The sequence below is a fragment of the Mesorhizobium sp. M00.F.Ca.ET.216.01.1.1 genome (assembly GCF_004010325.2).
Lineage (GTDB): Bacteria > Pseudomonadota > Alphaproteobacteria > Rhizobiales > Rhizobiaceae > Mesorhizobium.
On sequence record NZ_SADR02000002.1, the window covers coordinates 17240 to 32429 of the forward strand.

Here is a 15190-nt window from a genome sequence, read left to right on the forward strand (position 1 = left end):
GAAAGCCCGCTGGTCCGGCGACCAACGGGCCTTTTTGGGAAGGCAAAAAGTGGGATACTTTGCCCTCTCGTGATCCGGGGGTGTGGATCAAATACAATTTTACTCTTGGCTGATCGAACATCCAATGCAGCCGCAGCTTTGGTTATTTTCGTACAGAACGCAGAACGCTCGGACAGACCGGGCAGAGGTTCCCCGAACGCAAAAGAACCCGCAATCCGGGGGGAACGGGGAGAGCGGGCTCTTTCGTGAACGGCGGCTTTGGGAGCGTCCGATCGGCACCCAAACACGCGGCGGCGCGATTTGTTCCATCGGATGCAAAAAACCCGCCGGCGCGACCGACGGGCTGTTATCGGCCTGGATGGCGATCAAGCCTTCGCCTTGCGTTTGGTCGCCTTGGCGGGCGACGGCGCGGCCGGCTTGCGGCCAAGCCCCGAGGACTTTGCCAGCGCCGAGCGGGTGGCGGAATAGTTCGGCGCCACCATCGGGTAATCGGGCGCAAGCCCCCATTTGGCCCGGTATGCGTCAGGCGTGAGGCCGTGGTCCGTGCTGAGGTGCCGCTTCAGCGACTTGAACTTCTTTCCGTCCTCCAGGCAGATGATGTAGTCGGGAAACACCGACCGCTTCGGATTGACGGCCGGGGTCAAGGCGGGGCTCTCCTTGGCGGCGACGCCGCCAAGCTTGCGGACCGATGTGCTGACGCTGGCGATCAGGTCCGGCAGGCCGGATGCCGGAAGCGGATTGTTGCCTACGTAGGCCGAGACGATGTCGGCGGTCAGTTCGATAATCGTCTTGTCGTTGATATTGGGCAATGCTCTCACCTCTGCTTGCGACCAACCCGCTGGCGCTGTTGAAAACTGTTCTATCGGTTTAAACATGCCCCCCAACTGACGTTGATAATCAGTAAATCGTCAAGACTCAATGGCCCTGAATGTTTTCGTACCGAATCGGAGCTGGGCAGTTTTGAAACTCCAATACTGATAACGGCAGACTTGTACGGTAAGCGTAGGCCGCCACCTCAAGAATACGCTGGGGCGGCGACAGTAAGCATGAAGAGACCAGGCAGTCACAGGAGCATGTTCTGAAGATATCGGCGCTGCCGGCATTTACGGCGTGCTGGCCGTTTCCGCAGTTCGCGGTTCACCATCCGAATACGGCCGGGACGCGATCGGGCTGTGAACATCCGTGCGCAATCATCCCATGACGCAGAGGCAAGACTCAGCTATCGTCAGTCGTGCGGCGGGCCTGATTTCCCGCTTGGCCGGCGCTTCCCAGCTTCCTCCCAAGCAGCGCCGGCCTTCTTCTGTCGGCTGTCATTTTCCCGGCTGACACTAAGTCGGCCCTGACGCCTCCCCAGCTGCTATCGTCATTGCGCTGGCGGCGTGCCGGGCTGGTTGCTGCCGGTGGTCGGCATCGGGCTCTTTTCGGCCTGCGGATTCTGGTCGGCGCCAGGGGCCTTGGTGGGCGGGATATTGTTGTCGCAAGCCGCCACAGCCAAGGCTGCTGCCAACAAGATCAGGAGCTTTTTCATCGCAACCTCCTCTTGCCCCGACAACGAGGCGGTGTCGATTTGGTTGCGCGATCCGATGGGGGTCGGAAGGCAGGAAGCGGGAACAAAACACTGCCTCTCCGGTTGGTCCACCGAAGGAGGATTGCACATGATCCGTCTGCTTATAGCCGGGATTGTCGCCTATGTGGCCTATCGCATCGCCAAAGAGGTGATCGATCAGGTGCCCGACAATGTCGATCCGCTGCCGATGCCACCGGACGAGCGCCGGGCGTTGCGGCGCCAGTCGGCGGCGATGGGTGTGGAGCCCCAACGTTAGGAGGTTCATGCGCTGGCGAGCAGCTGAGGCGCCGCCAGTGACTTGTTTCGCACAGCCAGCCGCTTCGTTGCCGCGAGGGTGAATTCCAGCGCCACAAACCGTTGCGAACAAAGCAGAAACGATGCTTGATGGGCGATGAGCCTCGCCGCCCGTGATTCGACATTCCAGCCAGCCTATCTCGCCAAGCTGAACGCCGAGCAGCGGCTTGCCGTCGAGCATGGCGACGGCACAGTCGCCGGGCCGTTGCTGGTGATCGCCGGCGCCGGCTCCGGCAAGACCAGCACGCTGGCGCATCGCGTCGCGCACCTGATCGTCAAGGGCGCCGATCCGCGCCGCATCCTTTTGATGACGTTTTCGCGCCGCGCCGCCTCGGAAATGGCCAGGCGGGTCGAGCGCATCGCCGGCGAGGTTTTGGGCCGCGACGCCTCGGTCATCACCGACGCGCTGACATGGGCCGGTACCTTCCACGGTATCGGCGCCAGGCTGTTGCGCGACTATGCGCTGGAGATCGGCCTCGACCCGGCCTTCACCATCCACGACCGCGAGGATTCCGCCGACCTGATGAACCTTGCCCGGCATGAGCTGGGTTTTTCGAAGACGGAAAGCCGCTTCCCGACCAAGGGCACGTGCCTGGCGATCTATTCGCGCGCCGTCAACGCGCAGGCGCCGCTCGGCCAGGTGCTGGGTTCGGTGTTTCCCTGGTGCGCCGGCTGGGCCGAGCAGTTGAAGGCGCTGTTCGCCCGATACGTCGAGGCCAAGCAGGCGCAGAACGTGCTCGATTACGACGACCTGCTGCTCTACTGGGCGCAGATGGCCGGCGAGCCGGAGATATCAGCGCATCTGGGTGGGCGTTTCGACCATGTGCTGGTCGACGAATACCAGGACACCAACCGCTTGCAGGCCTCGATCCTGACCGCGCTGAAGCCGGACGGATCCGGGCTGACGGTGGTCGGTGACGACGCGCAGTCGATCTATTCGTTTCGCGCGGCGGAAGTGCGCAACATCCTCGATTTCCCCAAACAGTTCGCGCGGCCGGCCGAGATCGTCATGCTGGAGCGCAACTACCGCTCGACCGAGACGATCCTGGCGGCGGCCAATGCGGTGATCGGCGAGGCGTCGGAGCGCTTCACCAAGAATCTCTGGTCCGAGCGCAAATCGGCGCAAAAGCCGAAGCTGGTCACCGTGCGCGACGAGACCGAGCAGGCGAGCTACGTTTGCCAGGCGATCCTGACCGAGCGCGAGGCCGGCACGGTGCTGAAGGCGCAAGCCGTGCTGTTTCGCGCCTCGCATCACAGCGGGCCGCTGGAGATCGAGCTGACGCGCCGCAACATCCCGTTCGTCAAGTTCGGCGGCCTGAAATTCCTCGACGCCGCCCATGTCAAGGACGTGCTGGCCGTGCTGCGCTTCGCTGAAAATCCGCGCGACCGCGTCGCCGGCTTTCGCGTGCTGCAGCTGCTGCCCGGCATCGGCCCTTCGGCGGCTTCGCAGATCGTCGAGACCATGGCGACGTCGCTCGACGAAGCGATGGGGCTGGCGCGCTACCGGCCGCCGCAACGCGCCGCCGACGACTGGCCGGCATTCGTCGCTCTGTTTTCGCAGCTTCGGGTGAGGTCGGGAAAGTGGCCGGCCGACCTCGAACAGGTCAGGCTCTGGTACGAGCCGCATCTGGAGCGCATCCACGAGGATGCGACGACGCGCCGGGCCGACCTGCTGCAGCTCGAGCAGATCGCCACCGGCTATGCCTCGCGCGAGCGTTTCCTCACCGAACTGACGCTCGATCCGCCGGATGCGACCAGCGACGAGGCCGGGCCGCCGCATCGCGACGAGGACTATCTGATCCTGTCGACGATCCATTCGGCCAAGGGCCAGGAATGGAAGAACGTCTTCGTGCTCAACACCGTCGACGGCTGCATCCCGATCGACCTCGGCGTCGGCAGCAAGGAGGATATCGACGAGGAGCGCCGGCTGCTCTACGTGGCGATGACGCGAGCCAAGGACGGCCTGCACCTGGTGATGCCGCAGCGCTTTTTCGTCCACGGCCAGGCGGCGCGCGGCGACCGCCACGTCTATGCCTCGCGCAGCCGCTTCATCCCGGCCTCGGTCCTCGGCGCGTTCGAGCAGACGTCATGGGCAAGTGTGCATGAAAAGGACGATCCGCGCCGCCAGCCGCAAGTCAGGGTGGACCTCGGCGCTCGCATGCGCGACATGTGGAAGTAGGCCGCATCGGCCGAAATTACCCAAGGCAACTCGCCGGAGACCGGCGATCGACGGCGGAGTGATCGCCGAGCCACGTTCCCCTGCACTGCGCGCAGCGATGGAACTTTCTTCCGCGAAATGGGTTTTCGTTAGCAAATTCTGATGCAAGGAGGCAGAGATGAGAAATCTGATCCTCGCGGCGATGCTCGCCGTGTCCACGCTGGCACCGACGGCGGTTCCGTCGCAGGCCACAAGCCTGACGATCACGACCGACGATGGTATGGGCCGCTATGGCGACGATTATTACTGGCGCCGCCATCATCACTGGCGCCATTACGGCATGCGCTATTCTGACCGTTACGATGACCGCGACCATTGGCGCTATCGGCGCCATTACGATCGCGACCGCTGTTACGTCAGGGTGCACAGGCGCTGGCACCACCACCACTGGGTGGTCAAGAGAGTCTGGAGCTGCGGCTGGCACAGAGGTTGGTGAGATAGGCGAGACAGGTCGGGGGCAGCCCTGCTGGTAAGCGCCTGACGACCAACAGGAGGCCGGCCAAAGGAGGCAAGAATGCGCGTTGTTCGTTCTGCCACAAACAGGCGGCAGAGGCTCGGCCAACTGGTCGGCAGACTGTTCGTCAATATCGTCGCGACGCTGGTCGCCGGCATCGCCATCCTGCTCCTGGTGCTATCGGCCCACGATCAAGGGTCGCAGCCTGCGCCCTGGGAGGTCACGACGACCAGCTCCGAGCCCTAAATCCGACCCATCCAGGTACGATCGGGACGGGCCCTATTCTCGCAAGTAGCGCCTTGCTGAATACGGAAATCGGATGCTGCTCTGCGCCCTGGGCGCCCTGATCGGCGCCGTTGCACTGGCGGTGGACTGGCTGGCCCGAACGAGCTGAGCGCCTGCCCTTGCGCTCAAGCGCCGTAAAATCCCCGCAAGCGAAAGCGAAGCATGGAACCTCATGCCACCATCCGCGTTTGCAGGCGTCCAACCCTGTGATCGGAGAGCGGCCCGCCGTCGCCTCCGCCCCAATTCGAGAGGCCAGAATGCACGACAGGATGTTCTTCACCCCGGTCGCCGTAACCGTTGGCGCCGGCCACAAGCGCATGATCGCTTCGCTGTTCGACATGCACGTGTTCCTGACCGAATTCCCGCCGCCGCGCCGGCGGCTGAGCTATGGCGCGGCCGTGAAGGCGTGCGAGGCGGCACGCGCGGGCGAGATCTCGGCCGAAGCGGCACGCGATGCCTTGATCACCTTTGCGGTGACGGCAGGCATCCTCTGGCCCGCGGCGCAGCCGGCCGTCTCCGTCAAGCCGGTCGCCCGCAGCCAGGGCGGATACGCCGCCTGAAGACTTCCCAAACGGCCCGCATTTCTCTCCAGAGGCGCGGGCCGTTCGGGACACGCCCCCGGCCCGGAACTGGCAATTAGGGAATACCAGCTGCCCGAAGACGAACGCTATGGCCGAGGCTCAGCCTCCGCATTGATCTCCATCAATCCGCGCACTACCCAGCCCGTACGCCGGTTGGGAGCTTCCTTTAATGGACCGTTGCCGCGTCGGCGCCCGGCCGGCCGCGCGATGCCGTCATCTCGAAGCTGACCTGGTCGCGGCCGTTCGACTTGGCCTTGTAGAGATGCTTGTCGGCCGCCTGGAACATGTCGGCATAGGTGGTGGGGCCGCTGAAAGCGATGCCGCCAATGCTCACCGAGAGCGGGCAAGGCCGCTCGCCCGGGGAGAATTCCACCTCGCGAATTCGCCGCCTGATGCCCTCGGCGACCAGCCAGGACTGCGAGGAGTCGGCGCCGGGAAGGAAGACTGCGAATTCCTCGCCGCCAATGCGGCCGACGATGTCGGCGCCGCGCAGCTGACCCTGAATCGTCATGGCGATCAGCTTGAGCGCCTGGTCGCCACAGTCATGGCCGAAGCGATCGTTGATGGTCTTGAAGTGATCGGCGTCGACGATCAGCAGCGCACCGGCATTGACGACCGAATGGCTGCGGGCTTGGTCGAGATAGGCCTCGACCAGCATTGAGAACGCGCCGCGGTTGAACACCGCCGTCAGGCTGTCGGTTGCCGCGACAATGCTCAGCTCCTTCTGGGTGATTGCCAGTTGGCGCATCTTGAACATGAGGAAGAAAAAGAACGATCCTCCCAGCACAAGCGGCAGCAGCAGATCGGTGAGTTGCGCCCAGCGCAGCGCGTCAGGCGAAAGGGACGGGAAATTGAAGGAGTCGACGAAAAACGCGGCGGCGATGCAGATCGCCGTGCCGGCTATGGTTACCGCTATGACCCTGCCCCAACTGGTTGAGGACAAATCGATCCGCATGCCATTCTCCCACTTCAACGGCTATCCTGAAGCAGGAGCGCAAACGAAGTCCTAAGACATTGCGTGCAATTCGAATGTGGTTAACCGGTTGTCGGGAAGGTTCATTGGCAAGCCCAGAGCCAACAGGCTGCCGGCCACTCAAGATCAAGCGTAGGCCCTGCCCTCTTCGCTACGCTGGAACAACATCAGGTCGAGCGGCACCGAAGGCCGGCCGAGAATGGTCAGGATCGCGTGCGCCTGGCCTCGGTGATGGGTCTGATGGTTGAAGACATGGTCCAGCGCCGGCGCCAGCCGCTGCGAGACGGTGCGCATGTCGGACACCGCCATGTAGGAGAAGCGGCCCGCCAAGGCCTTTTCGTTCAAGCCACCGACCCAGTCGATGATCCTTTTGTCCTCGGCCTCGCGCGCCAGCCGCAGGCCGGGCAAGGCGCGATGCAGGATGGTGTCGGTTCTTGCCGGCGCATCGCCCTCGCCGGTGAAGCGCTTCATCCAGACGCGGTCGACGGCCAGAAGATGGTTGAGCGTGCCCATCATCGAGCCGAAGAAGGCGCCAACATCGCGGCCGAATTCCTCCTCGTCGAGATCGGCGGCGGCATCGTAGATGCGGCCATTGGCCCATTGATTGTAGGCCGCAAACATCATGAAATGCTGTTTCATCTCTTCTCCCCGCCAGCAAGGCCCGTTCCGGCGCCTACCTAGACTGCAAGAAAGCCGACGCCAATGACCATTGTGCTCTACGAACTCGTCGGACGCGATGCCGCGCGCCCATTCAGCCCGCATTGCTGGAAGACGGCGATGGCGCTCGCCCACAAGGGGCTCGACATATCGAGCGTGCCGACGCGCTTTCTCGAGGTGCCCGCCGTGGAAGGCGGCGTCTCGAAGACCGTTCCGGTAATCCGCGACGGCGAGACGGTGGTTGCCGATTCCTTCGCCATCGCGCTCTACCTCGACGAGGCCTATCCCGAGGGGCCGACGCTGTTTTCCGGCGACGGCGGCAAGGCGATGGCGCGCTTCATCGAGCGCTGGTCGCAACTGACCATCCACCCTTATGTCACCACCGCTGCACTGATGGACCTTCTCGCCATGCAGGACGAGGCGAATGCCGCCTATTTCCGCACCAGCCGCGAACAGCGCTTCGGTAAGCGGCTGGAGGAGGTGATGGCTGCCCGCGACGCTGGGCTCGCCGGCTTCAGGGCCTCGCTGGAGCCGTTGCGTTCGATGCTCGCCTGGCAGCCGTTCATCGGCGGCCAATCAGCGCTGTTTGCCGATTACATCGTCTTCGGCGCGCTGCAATGGGCACGCATCGCCTCGCCCTACCAACTGCTCGACGACAATGACGTTGTGGCGCAGTGGTTCGAACGCTGCCTCGATCTGCATGGCGGCCTCGGTCGCACGGTTGCGGCCGCGTGACCGGTCGAGGCGGAGCTGACCGCGCTCGGACGCAAGGCGCGGGAGATGCCCTTCAGGCTGCAGGCGGCATGGGATGAAGGCCCATCCCAGGACACAAACCGGGATGGGCCCTGCGTGTCCGCCGGTGAGGGGGAAGTTCCCCGGCGGTTGCTTCTGACTGCGATCGAACGGATTCGTTCGCCAGCCGGAGCTGTTGCGCTACATGTCAACTTCAACATTATGTTGCATCCACCACACGAGAAATGTGACGAACCTCACATCCAGCAAAAAGGTGCCGGTAAAGCGGGGAGATCGGATGTCGCGAATGTTCTCGCCAATCGCCAACCAAATACGACAACGCGGTCGTACATGCGTCGCTTCAGGCGCCTCATCGTCGGTCTGTTCGAGGCAAGAGGAGGTCCCGTGAAACCGGGCAATCACGACGAAGGCAGCGCGATACCATGACGTCAGGTCCGGAATTCACCCCCGATTTTCGCGTCCGGCTCGTCGATCTCTTCCGGTGGCGCCGCGACGTCAGGCGGTTCAAGCCGGCGCCGCTTCCCGAAGGCGCGCTGGAGCGGCTGCTCGACCTCGCCAGTGTTGCGCCTTCGGTAGGGCTGAGCCAGCCCTGGCGTTTCGTGGTGGTCGAGAGCGCGGCGCGCCGTGACGCCGTCAGAGCCTGCTTCGAGCGCTGCAACGCGGAAGCGCTGGCATCTTTCGCGGGCGAACGCGCAGCACTCTATGCGCGCCTGAAGCTTGCCGGCCTGACCGAGGCGCCTTGCCAGTTTGCCGTCTTCGCCGACCGCACAACCGGGCAAGGGCACGGGCTCGGCCGCCTGACGATGCCTGCCACAATCGAATATTCAGCCGTCATGGCAGTGCACACCTTGTGGCTGGCGGCGCGCGCGGAAGGGATAGGCATGGGCTGGGTCTCGATCCTCGATCCGGCCGAGATGGCGACGATCCTGGACGCGCCGCCCGAGTGGACGCTGATCGGCTATTTCTGCGTCGGCTACCCCAGCGAGGAACACAGCGTGCCGGAGCTGGAGCGCGAGGGCTGGGAGGTCCGGCGCCCGTCGATCGTGATCACGCGGTAGGGCGCAAAGGCCACACCGCCTCCCCTTGGCAAGGCGGCAGGTGGCTTGTATAGAGCCCCACCCTCAATTCCATTCTCATCACAAGGACGACCCATGGCGCTCGAACGCACCTTTTCCATGATCAAGCCGGACGCAACCCGGCGCAACCTCACCGGTGCCATCACCAAGATGCTCGAGGATGCCGGCCTGCGCGTCGTCGCCTCGCGCCGGGTGTGGATGAGCCGCCGCGAGGCGGAAGGCTTCTATGCCGTCCACAAGGAGCGTCCGTTCTTCGGCGAGCTGGTCGAGTCCATGTCGTCGGGCCCGACCGTGGTTCAGGTGCTGGAAGGCGACAACGCCATTGCCAAGAACCGCGACGTGATGGGCGCCACCAACCCGGCCAACGCCGCCGAAGGCACCATCCGCAAGATGCACGCGCTGTCGATCGGCGAGAATTCCGTGCACGGCTCCGACGCGCCGGAGACCGCAGCGCAGGAGATCAAATACTGGTTCTCGGACACCGAGATCGTCGGCTGAGCCGGCATCAAGTCTCAAATAAAAAGGCCGGCGCAATGCCGGCCTTTTTCGTGGGGGCCGATATCGATTTCGATTCAGGCCGAGACAGTGTCGATTTCCGCGATTGCGTCCGCCAATTCCGTCTCCAGGTTGGCAAGGTCATAGGATGTCTGCATGTTCATCCAGAACTGCGGCGTCGTATCGAAAAATTTGGCAAGGCGAAGAGCGGTATCAGGCGTAACCGGAGTCTGCTCGGCCACCAGCCTTTCGATCCGGGTGCGAGGCACATGCAGCTTCTTGGCAAGTGTGTAGGGCTTGAGCCCCAGCGGGTTCAGATACTCTTCCCGCAGGATTTCTCCGGGATGGATCGGCGGATTGATGTGCAGCATAGTGAAAGCTCCTGGGGCGCAAGCAAGTACGCGCCTCTAGTGATAGTCGGTTATTTCGACATCCTCTGCATTGCCGTCCATCCATCGAAAGCAAACGCGGAATTGATCGTTGATGAGAATTGAGTGCTGACCAGCACGGTCGCCTTTCAGCGCTTCAAGTCGGTTCCCCGGAGGCGTCATCAAGTCCTTCAGTTCGACGGCATGTTCGATCATGAACAGCTTCCGTTGGGCCGAACGGACAAGGTCCGAAGGAAAGCCTTTCGGGGCTTTACCCAGCCCGACCGCCTCGCTCGTCCTGTCCTTGTAGGACCTGATCATCCCGCCTTCCGACGAAACGTACCATCTCATGATACGTCCCGAAGGTCAATCAGAAAGTATCTCCAGATGATACGAAAGGCTCACGCGGCAGGAACTGCCGGGTCGGCGAGCCGCGCGGACTGAAGACCGAGTTGAGACTATCACCTGAACTGGTCGACGTGCCGCCCTACCGTCACGCGCAGTGTTCGAGCAAACGACGCCTGAAACCGCCTGCCCGAAAACAGCCCGTCGCCGGTGCTTGCCCGCCGCCCCTCGCGGCGGGTTCTTTTAGTCTATTTCGGCTGGCGTGCCTTCACATTTGCATGGTCGTTGGCCGCTTGCGTGTCGGTCGCCGGGGTCTGGGTATCGGCACCCGTAAACGGGCTGCCCTGCCCTGGTGCGAGAGTGCCGCTGTGGCCAGCCTTGTTGGTCTGGAAGGGCTGGCTACCAGCAGTGAGACCATGTTGTTGAGCTTGGAACAAGTGGTCGTCCGCCCTCGCAAGGCCGGCAAAGGCAATGAGCGATACGCCTGTAGCAGCTAGGATAAGCGCGTGCGTTTTCATTTCTGGACTCCTTTGAGTGGCCAGAACGAGCCGCAGCCGTTCTGGCGGCTTCAACGAAGGGATATTCGAAAACATCCCCTTTGCCTGCCCGCCATCACATGAGAAAGACAACGCTCCTGCTGCCCGATTTATTCCGGCTGAAAAACACCGGCGATCGACATGCGGCCTATCAGGCGACCGAATAGCCACCGTCGGCGAGCAGGCCGTGGCCGGAGACGAACGAAGCATCATCTGACGCAAGGAAGGCGACGATCGTCGCAATCTCTTCCGGCGAGCCAGCCCGGCCGGGAACGGTCGATGCGGCGAAGGCGCGCTTCGCCTCGGTGCTCGGCCAGATGCGGTCCTGGAACGGGGTGTCTATGATGCCGGGGCAGATCGAGTTGACGCGTACGCCCTGCTTGAACAGTTCGATCGATGCGGTCTTGGTGAGGCCGAGCACCGCGTGCTTGCTGGCAACATAGAGCCCGGCGTTGCCGAAGCCGATCACGCCACCCATCGAGGCATTGTTGATGATCGTGCCACCGCCCTGAGCCAGCATCGCTTTGGCCTCGTGCTTCATCGACCAGAAGACGCCGCGGACATTGGCGTTGAAGATCATGTCGTAGACCTCGTTCGACTGGTCGGCGAAAGCGGTGAACCCGCCTTCGGTACCGGCATTGTTGAAGGCGACGTCGATCCGCCCGTAGGTCGAGATCGTTTTCGCGACGAGGTCGATCACGCTCTGCTCGACGTTGACGTCGGCGACGACGGCTGTCGCCTCGAAGCCGGCCTCCCTGATCTCGGTGACCAGCGCGTCGATTTCGGATTGGCGGCGAGCACTGGCGATGACCTTGGTGCCGCGGCGCGCGAGTTCGAAGGCGGTTGCACGTCCGATGCCCGAGCTGGCGCCGGTTACCAGGGCGACCTTGCCGTCGAGCGTCTTCAGGATCTTTGTCATGGGGTTCTCCATCGGTTGAAATCTTGCCCGGGCAGAGCGCCATTCGATGGAGCCATTGTTCCGGTGCCCCATTACCTAGAGGCTCCAGAAAGATATGATTAGACGCATAATCGTTCTCATAGTAGTGAATGAAATATATGAATTGATCTGGTATGCCCATGCACGGAACGGAACTGGCCGAGTTATCGACCTTCCTCGCGGTCGCGCGTCACAGGAGCTTCAAGCAGGCCGCCGTCCAGCGCAGCGTGGCTGCCTCGGCAGTCAGCCACACGATCCGCAGCCTGGAAGCACGTGTCGGCGTACGGCTGTTCCATCGCACGACCCGCAGCGTGTCGCTGACAGAAGCCGGCGAGCGGTTCCTGATGGAGTTGCATCCTGCGTTCGGTCAGATCGAAAAAGCGCTGGAAAACCTCAACGCCTTCCGCGGGACTCCGTTCGGAACGGTTCGGATCAATGTTCCCAGTTCCATCGCACCCTTCCTGCTGCACGACATGATGGGGCCGTTGCTGAAACAGAATCCGGGGCTTCGACTGGATATCGTTGCGACCGACAGGCTGGTCGATATCGTCGAGGAAGGCTTCGATGCCGGTGTTCGCTTTGGCGAACGCCTCACGCAGGATATGATCGCGGTTCGTATCAAGACGCAGTTGCGTTTCGCCGTTGTCGGCTCACCCGAATATTTCAGGGGACGCAGATTGCCGCTTGTGCCGGGCGACCTGCGGGAGCACCTATGCATCCGCTATCGCTATCCGAGCGGCGCGATCTACAACTGGCAGTTCGAGCGCGACGGCGAGGCAGTCGATGTCGAGGTCGATGGTCCGATCACGCTCGATGACCAGGAGCTCATGGTCGAAGCAGCGCTACAGGGGTGCGGCCTTGCCTATGTCTGGGACAGTCGCATTCTGGCGCATCTCGCCAGCGGCGCACTGGACCGTTGCCTGGACGACTGGTGCGCCGTCGATGACGGTCTGTTCCTCTACTATCCAAGCCGACGATACCTCTCAGCCGGCCTTCGTGCGGTGATCGACATGCTCAAGGCTGGGAGCTAAGGCAAGCTTCTGGCGACGTGCACTAGCTCGCGGCGTTGAAGCGCAGGATATCGCGGCCGTCCTTGTCGACGATAACAAGCTTGCCGGCGTCGACATGATACGAGGCCGCTTTGGCCAGCGCCTCGAACAGCGCCTTTTCCTCGGCCATGATCTCCGGTGCGCAGGCCTTGAAGGTCGAGCCGATGCCGCTGATCGCGATCTTGGCCCCATCCACCTTGGCGGTAGCGAAATAGACGTTGCAGGGGCCGCTGCCGCCGGCCTTGCCGGCCTCGCTGATCCTGAACGTCGCCTGCGGGTCGGTTATCACGCCGATGCCATCGATATATTCGACAAGCCAGCTCTGGCCGAACAGCGAGGCCGCTGCCGGCTTGTCGCTCGGTGCCACCATTTTCAGCATGACGGTCTGCGGCGCATCGCTCAGCGGGTCGACCTGATTGCGCATGTCGGATACGAACAGCAGCCTGTCGTCGGCGGTGATGCGCGCCTCGAGCGCATAGGTCATATCAGGCCGGATCACCCGGGGATCGAAGCTGATCTCGAACTTGATCGGCACCTGGCCGGCCGGCGCCACCGTGCGCTCGCCGACGATTGCGACCGGCGCATCGGCCTGCGATACGTCGGCAAGCTGGATGGAAAGCACGGCATTGGGCGGCAGCGCGATGCGCTCGCGATACATCACCTCGCCCTTCAGGGTCTTCTCGGCAGCGACGGAAGGCTCCGGAACGACTGATATGCCGACCACCACCGGCACAAGCCCGAAGATGAAGAACTCGGCGATCCTGTCCAGCATGACCCTGCTCCCCTTACCGCGCCAAACCGGCCAAAAGGTCTCGCAGGATTGCGGTGGTTCCGTGGCATTATTCGACTGGCCAATGCTTCCAGCGGCTGGCGGCCTCGTCGTGACCGGCAAATCTCGCTCAAGCCAAGCCCCGGCCTGGCGACACGACTGGCAGCCTTCGGGCTGCTGCTGATGACACTGGTCATAGAGATCACGGTGCCGGACGGCTGGCCGCTGCACATCACCTGGGCGGCGATGGCGCTCGGCATCATGGCGTGGGGACCCGGCCGGATTTCGCTCGATCACTGGATCGGCACTCACAAAGGCTGAGCTAAACTAAGCCACCTCTTCCGCGCAAAGGGGTCGAAACCATTTGGTGGATCTCCGCGGTGTCGCGAAGACTCAAGTTCGTTTCCGCGCAGCCTGCTTCCAGCGACTTGCGGCCTCGTCGTCCGCCTCCTTGGCGTCGACCCAGCCGCCTTCGGAGCCGTCGGCGCGATGTTCCTTCTTCCAGAACGGCGCCCGCGATTTCAGATAATCCATGAGGAAGTTCGCCGCCTCGAACGCTGCCTGCCGGTGTACCGAAGCCGCCACCACCAGGACGATGTTTTCGCCGGGCGCAATCTTGCCATGACGGTGGATGGCGGTGAGCCCCTGCAGCGGCCAGCGCTCGATTGCCTCGGCGGCGATGCGGCCAATCTCGGCTTCAGCCATGCCTGGATAATGTTCGAGTTCGAGCGCGGCCAAGGTGCCCGCCTCGTCGCGACAGAGGCCCGAGAAAGTTACCACGGCGCCGATGTCGGCGCGGCCTTGCGTCAGCCTGGCGATCTCGGCGGCGACATCGAAATCCTCCGCCTGGATGCGCACGATAGGCACCACCGCGGATATCATTTCAACCACCGGTCATCGGCGGGAACAGCGCGATCTCGCGCGCGCCGGCGATCTTCTGGCGGTGCTCGACATGTTCCTGGTTGATGGCGACGCGGATAACGTCAGGATATTGCAGCGCGTGCTCGTATTCCTCGCCGCGCGATTTCAGCCAGCGCAAGAGGTCGGCAACCGTCTCGATGCCGGCCGGCAACTCGACATCCTCTTCCGGCTTGCCGATCCGCTCGCGTACCCAGGCGAAATAGATGAGCTTTGTCGACATACTACTCGTCCATGATGTGCTTGAGGCCGGCGCGGAAATAATCGTAGCCGGTGTAGAGCGTAACCAGCGCCGCGATCCACAGCAGCACCAGCCCGGTCTGCGTGGTCAGCGGGAAGACCTTGTCGCCGGCCGGCCCGGCAAGCAAGAAGGCGATGGCGATCATCTGGATGGTGGTCTTCCATTTTGCCAGCTGCGTCACCGGCACCGAAACCTTCAGCGCCGCCAGATATTCGCGCAGGCCCGAAACCAGGATCTCGCGGCACAGGATGATGATCGCCGCCCACAGCGACCAGCCGGCGATGCCGGCATGGCGGTCGGTATCGGCCGCCAGAAGCAAGAGGCAAGTGGCGACCAGCAACTTGTCGGCGATCGGGTCGAGCATCTTGCCGATATTGGAGGTCTGCTGCCAGGCGCGCGCCAGATAGCCGTCGAAATAGTCGGTGACCGAGGCGAGCAGGAAGATGACCAGCGCCGACCAGCGGGCGAAGTCGCTCGACTTCAAATGTCCTTCGAGGAAGAAGCACAGCACGACCAGCGGCACCGCGAGAATACGGGCGTAGGTGAGTATGTTGGGCAGGTTGAACGCGCGCTGGGCCATGTCCGGGGGACTCTTTTTTCCTGCGTACTCAAATCAGAAGCGAATGTGGGGGGTCAACAGGCCAGATTCGATTGGCCGGCTGAAAATACCGACA

At 62.9% G+C, this 15190-nt stretch carries 21 protein-coding genes and 1 pseudogene; 10 read left to right on the forward strand and 12 right to left on the reverse strand.

Translation table 11 applies throughout. The annotated features are described in order from the left end of the window. Window positions 1-365: 365 nt before the first annotated feature. Both EN859_RS02870 and EN859_RS37965 read right to left on the reverse strand, forming a co-directional pair. Complete coding sequence (locus EN859_RS02870) at window positions 366-809, reverse strand: MucR family transcriptional regulator (RefSeq protein ID WP_127856066.1); 444 nt, start codon at window positions 807-809, stop codon at window positions 366-368. 554 nt (window positions 810-1363) lie between these two features. Beyond that, window positions 1364-1528 (reverse strand): hypothetical protein, encoded by a 165-nt coding sequence (locus EN859_RS37965; RefSeq protein WP_189501652.1) that lies wholly within the window; start codon window positions 1526-1528, stop codon window positions 1364-1366. A gap of 127 nt (window positions 1529-1655) precedes the next feature. On the opposite strand from EN859_RS37965, the gene EN859_RS37970 reads away from it, so the two are divergent. The 5 genes from EN859_RS37970 to EN859_RS02890 all read left to right on the forward strand — a co-directional run bounded on the left by EN859_RS37970 (window position 1656) and on the right by EN859_RS02890 (window position 5378). Then, window positions 1656-1823, forward strand: coding sequence for a hypothetical protein (locus EN859_RS37970; RefSeq protein WP_189501653.1), 168 nt, complete (start codon window positions 1656-1658; stop codon window positions 1821-1823). Between the two features lie 135 nt (window positions 1824-1958). Then, complete coding sequence (locus tag EN859_RS02875) at window positions 1959-4040, forward strand: ATP-dependent helicase (protein ID WP_127856067.1); 2082 nt, start codon at window positions 1959-1961, stop codon at window positions 4038-4040. A gap of 157 nt (window positions 4041-4197) precedes the next feature. Next, complete coding sequence (locus EN859_RS02880) at window positions 4198-4515, forward strand: hypothetical protein (protein ID WP_127856068.1); 318 nt, start codon at window positions 4198-4200, stop codon at window positions 4513-4515. A 78-nt stretch (window positions 4516-4593) separates the two neighbouring features. After that, window positions 4594-4779 (forward strand): hypothetical protein, encoded by a 186-nt coding sequence (locus EN859_RS02885; RefSeq protein WP_127856069.1) that lies wholly within the window; start codon window positions 4594-4596, stop codon window positions 4777-4779. A 296-nt stretch (window positions 4780-5075) separates the two neighbouring features. Further along, window positions 5076-5378 carry a DUF982 domain-containing protein gene (locus tag EN859_RS02890; RefSeq protein WP_127856070.1) on the forward strand — a complete coding sequence of 101 codons (303 nt, stop codon included), beginning with the start codon at window positions 5076-5078 and terminating at the stop codon, window positions 5376-5378. Window positions 5379-5565: 187 nt separating this feature from the next. On the opposite strand, the gene EN859_RS02895 is transcribed toward EN859_RS02890, so the two are convergent. Both EN859_RS02895 and EN859_RS02900 read right to left on the reverse strand, forming a co-directional pair. Next, entirely contained in the window at window positions 5566-6354 is a 789-nt protein-coding gene (locus tag EN859_RS02895) for a GGDEF domain-containing protein (RefSeq protein ID WP_127856071.1), read from the reverse strand. 144 nt (window positions 6355-6498) lie between these two features. Next, complete coding sequence (locus EN859_RS02900) at window positions 6499-7011, reverse strand: DinB family protein (RefSeq protein WP_127856072.1); 513 nt, start codon at window positions 7009-7011, stop codon at window positions 6499-6501. A 63-nt stretch (window positions 7012-7074) separates the two neighbouring features. Here EN859_RS02900 and EN859_RS02905 point away from each other — a divergent pair, with 63 nt between their 5' ends. The 3 genes from EN859_RS02905 (at window position 7075) to ndk (ending at window position 9356) form a co-directional block, all read left to right on the forward strand. Next, window positions 7075-7764 carry a glutathione S-transferase family protein gene (locus EN859_RS02905; protein ID WP_127856073.1) on the forward strand — a complete coding sequence of 230 codons (690 nt, stop codon included), beginning with the start codon at window positions 7075-7077 and terminating at the stop codon, window positions 7762-7764. A gap of 440 nt (window positions 7765-8204) precedes the next feature. After that, window positions 8205-8840 carry a 5,6-dimethylbenzimidazole synthase gene (gene bluB, locus EN859_RS02910; protein WP_127856074.1) on the forward strand — a complete coding sequence of 212 codons (636 nt, stop codon included), beginning with the start codon at window positions 8205-8207 and terminating at the stop codon, window positions 8838-8840. Between the two features lie 93 nt (window positions 8841-8933). Beyond that, window positions 8934-9356 carry a nucleoside-diphosphate kinase gene (gene ndk / locus EN859_RS02915; protein WP_127856075.1) on the forward strand — a complete coding sequence of 141 codons (423 nt, stop codon included), beginning with the start codon at window positions 8934-8936 and terminating at the stop codon, window positions 9354-9356. A 74-nt stretch (window positions 9357-9430) separates the two neighbouring features. On the opposite strand, the gene EN859_RS02920 is transcribed toward ndk, so the two are convergent. From EN859_RS02920 to EN859_RS02935, 4 genes are all read right to left on the reverse strand, one after another. After that, on the reverse strand, window positions 9431-9724 hold the full coding sequence (locus EN859_RS02920; RefSeq protein ID WP_127856076.1) for a HigA family addiction module antitoxin: 294 nt from the start codon (window positions 9722-9724) through the stop codon (window positions 9431-9433). A 36-nt stretch (window positions 9725-9760) separates the two neighbouring features. Then, entirely contained in the window at window positions 9761-10042 is a 282-nt protein-coding gene (locus EN859_RS02925; protein ID WP_127856077.1) for a type II toxin-antitoxin system RelE/ParE family toxin, read from the reverse strand. 272 nt (window positions 10043-10314) lie between these two features. Then, on the reverse strand, window positions 10315-10584 hold the full coding sequence (locus EN859_RS02930) for a hypothetical protein (RefSeq protein ID WP_127856078.1): 270 nt from the start codon (window positions 10582-10584) through the stop codon (window positions 10315-10317). Between the two features lie 169 nt (window positions 10585-10753). Further along, on the reverse strand, window positions 10754-11521 hold the full coding sequence (locus EN859_RS02935; RefSeq protein ID WP_245525449.1) for a glucose 1-dehydrogenase: 768 nt from the start codon (window positions 11519-11521) through the stop codon (window positions 10754-10756). Window positions 11522-11679: 158 nt separating this feature from the next. Here EN859_RS02935 and EN859_RS02940 point away from each other — a divergent pair, with 158 nt between their 5' ends. Further along, complete coding sequence (locus tag EN859_RS02940; RefSeq protein WP_127856080.1) at window positions 11680-12570, forward strand: LysR family transcriptional regulator; 891 nt, start codon at window positions 11680-11682, stop codon at window positions 12568-12570. A gap of 22 nt (window positions 12571-12592) precedes the next feature. Here the strand turns inward: EN859_RS02940 and EN859_RS02945 are convergent, their stop codons facing one another. Then, window positions 12593-13360 carry a YbaY family lipoprotein gene (locus EN859_RS02945; RefSeq protein ID WP_127856081.1) on the reverse strand — a complete coding sequence of 256 codons (768 nt, stop codon included), beginning with the start codon at window positions 13358-13360 and terminating at the stop codon, window positions 12593-12595. 141 nt (window positions 13361-13501) lie between these two features. On the opposite strand from EN859_RS02945, the pseudogene EN859_RS02950 reads away from it, so the two are divergent. Continuing rightward, window positions 13502-13678 (forward strand): annotated as a pseudogene (locus EN859_RS02950) (DoxX family protein); the annotation flags it as partial. A gap of 72 nt (window positions 13679-13750) precedes the next feature. Here the strand turns inward: EN859_RS02950 and EN859_RS02955 are convergent. The 3 genes from EN859_RS02955 to pgsA are packed head-to-tail and all read right to left on the reverse strand — an operon-like array spanning window position 13751 to window position 15096. Then, a complete protein-coding gene (locus EN859_RS02955) occupies window positions 13751-14239 on the reverse strand; it encodes a molybdenum cofactor biosynthesis protein MoaE (protein WP_127856082.1) in 489 nt (162 codons plus the stop codon). Between the two features lies 1 nt (window position 14240). Continuing rightward, window positions 14241-14498 (reverse strand): molybdopterin converting factor subunit 1, encoded by a 258-nt coding sequence (gene moaD / locus EN859_RS02960; RefSeq protein ID WP_127856083.1) that lies wholly within the window; start codon window positions 14496-14498, stop codon window positions 14241-14243. A 1-nt stretch (window position 14499) separates the two neighbouring features. After that, window positions 14500-15096: a CDP-diacylglycerol--glycerol-3-phosphate 3-phosphatidyltransferase gene (gene pgsA, locus EN859_RS02965; RefSeq protein ID WP_127856084.1), complete on the reverse strand. Its 597-nt coding sequence runs from the start codon at window positions 15094-15096 to the stop codon at window positions 14500-14502. Window positions 15097-15190: the final 94 nt, after the last annotated feature.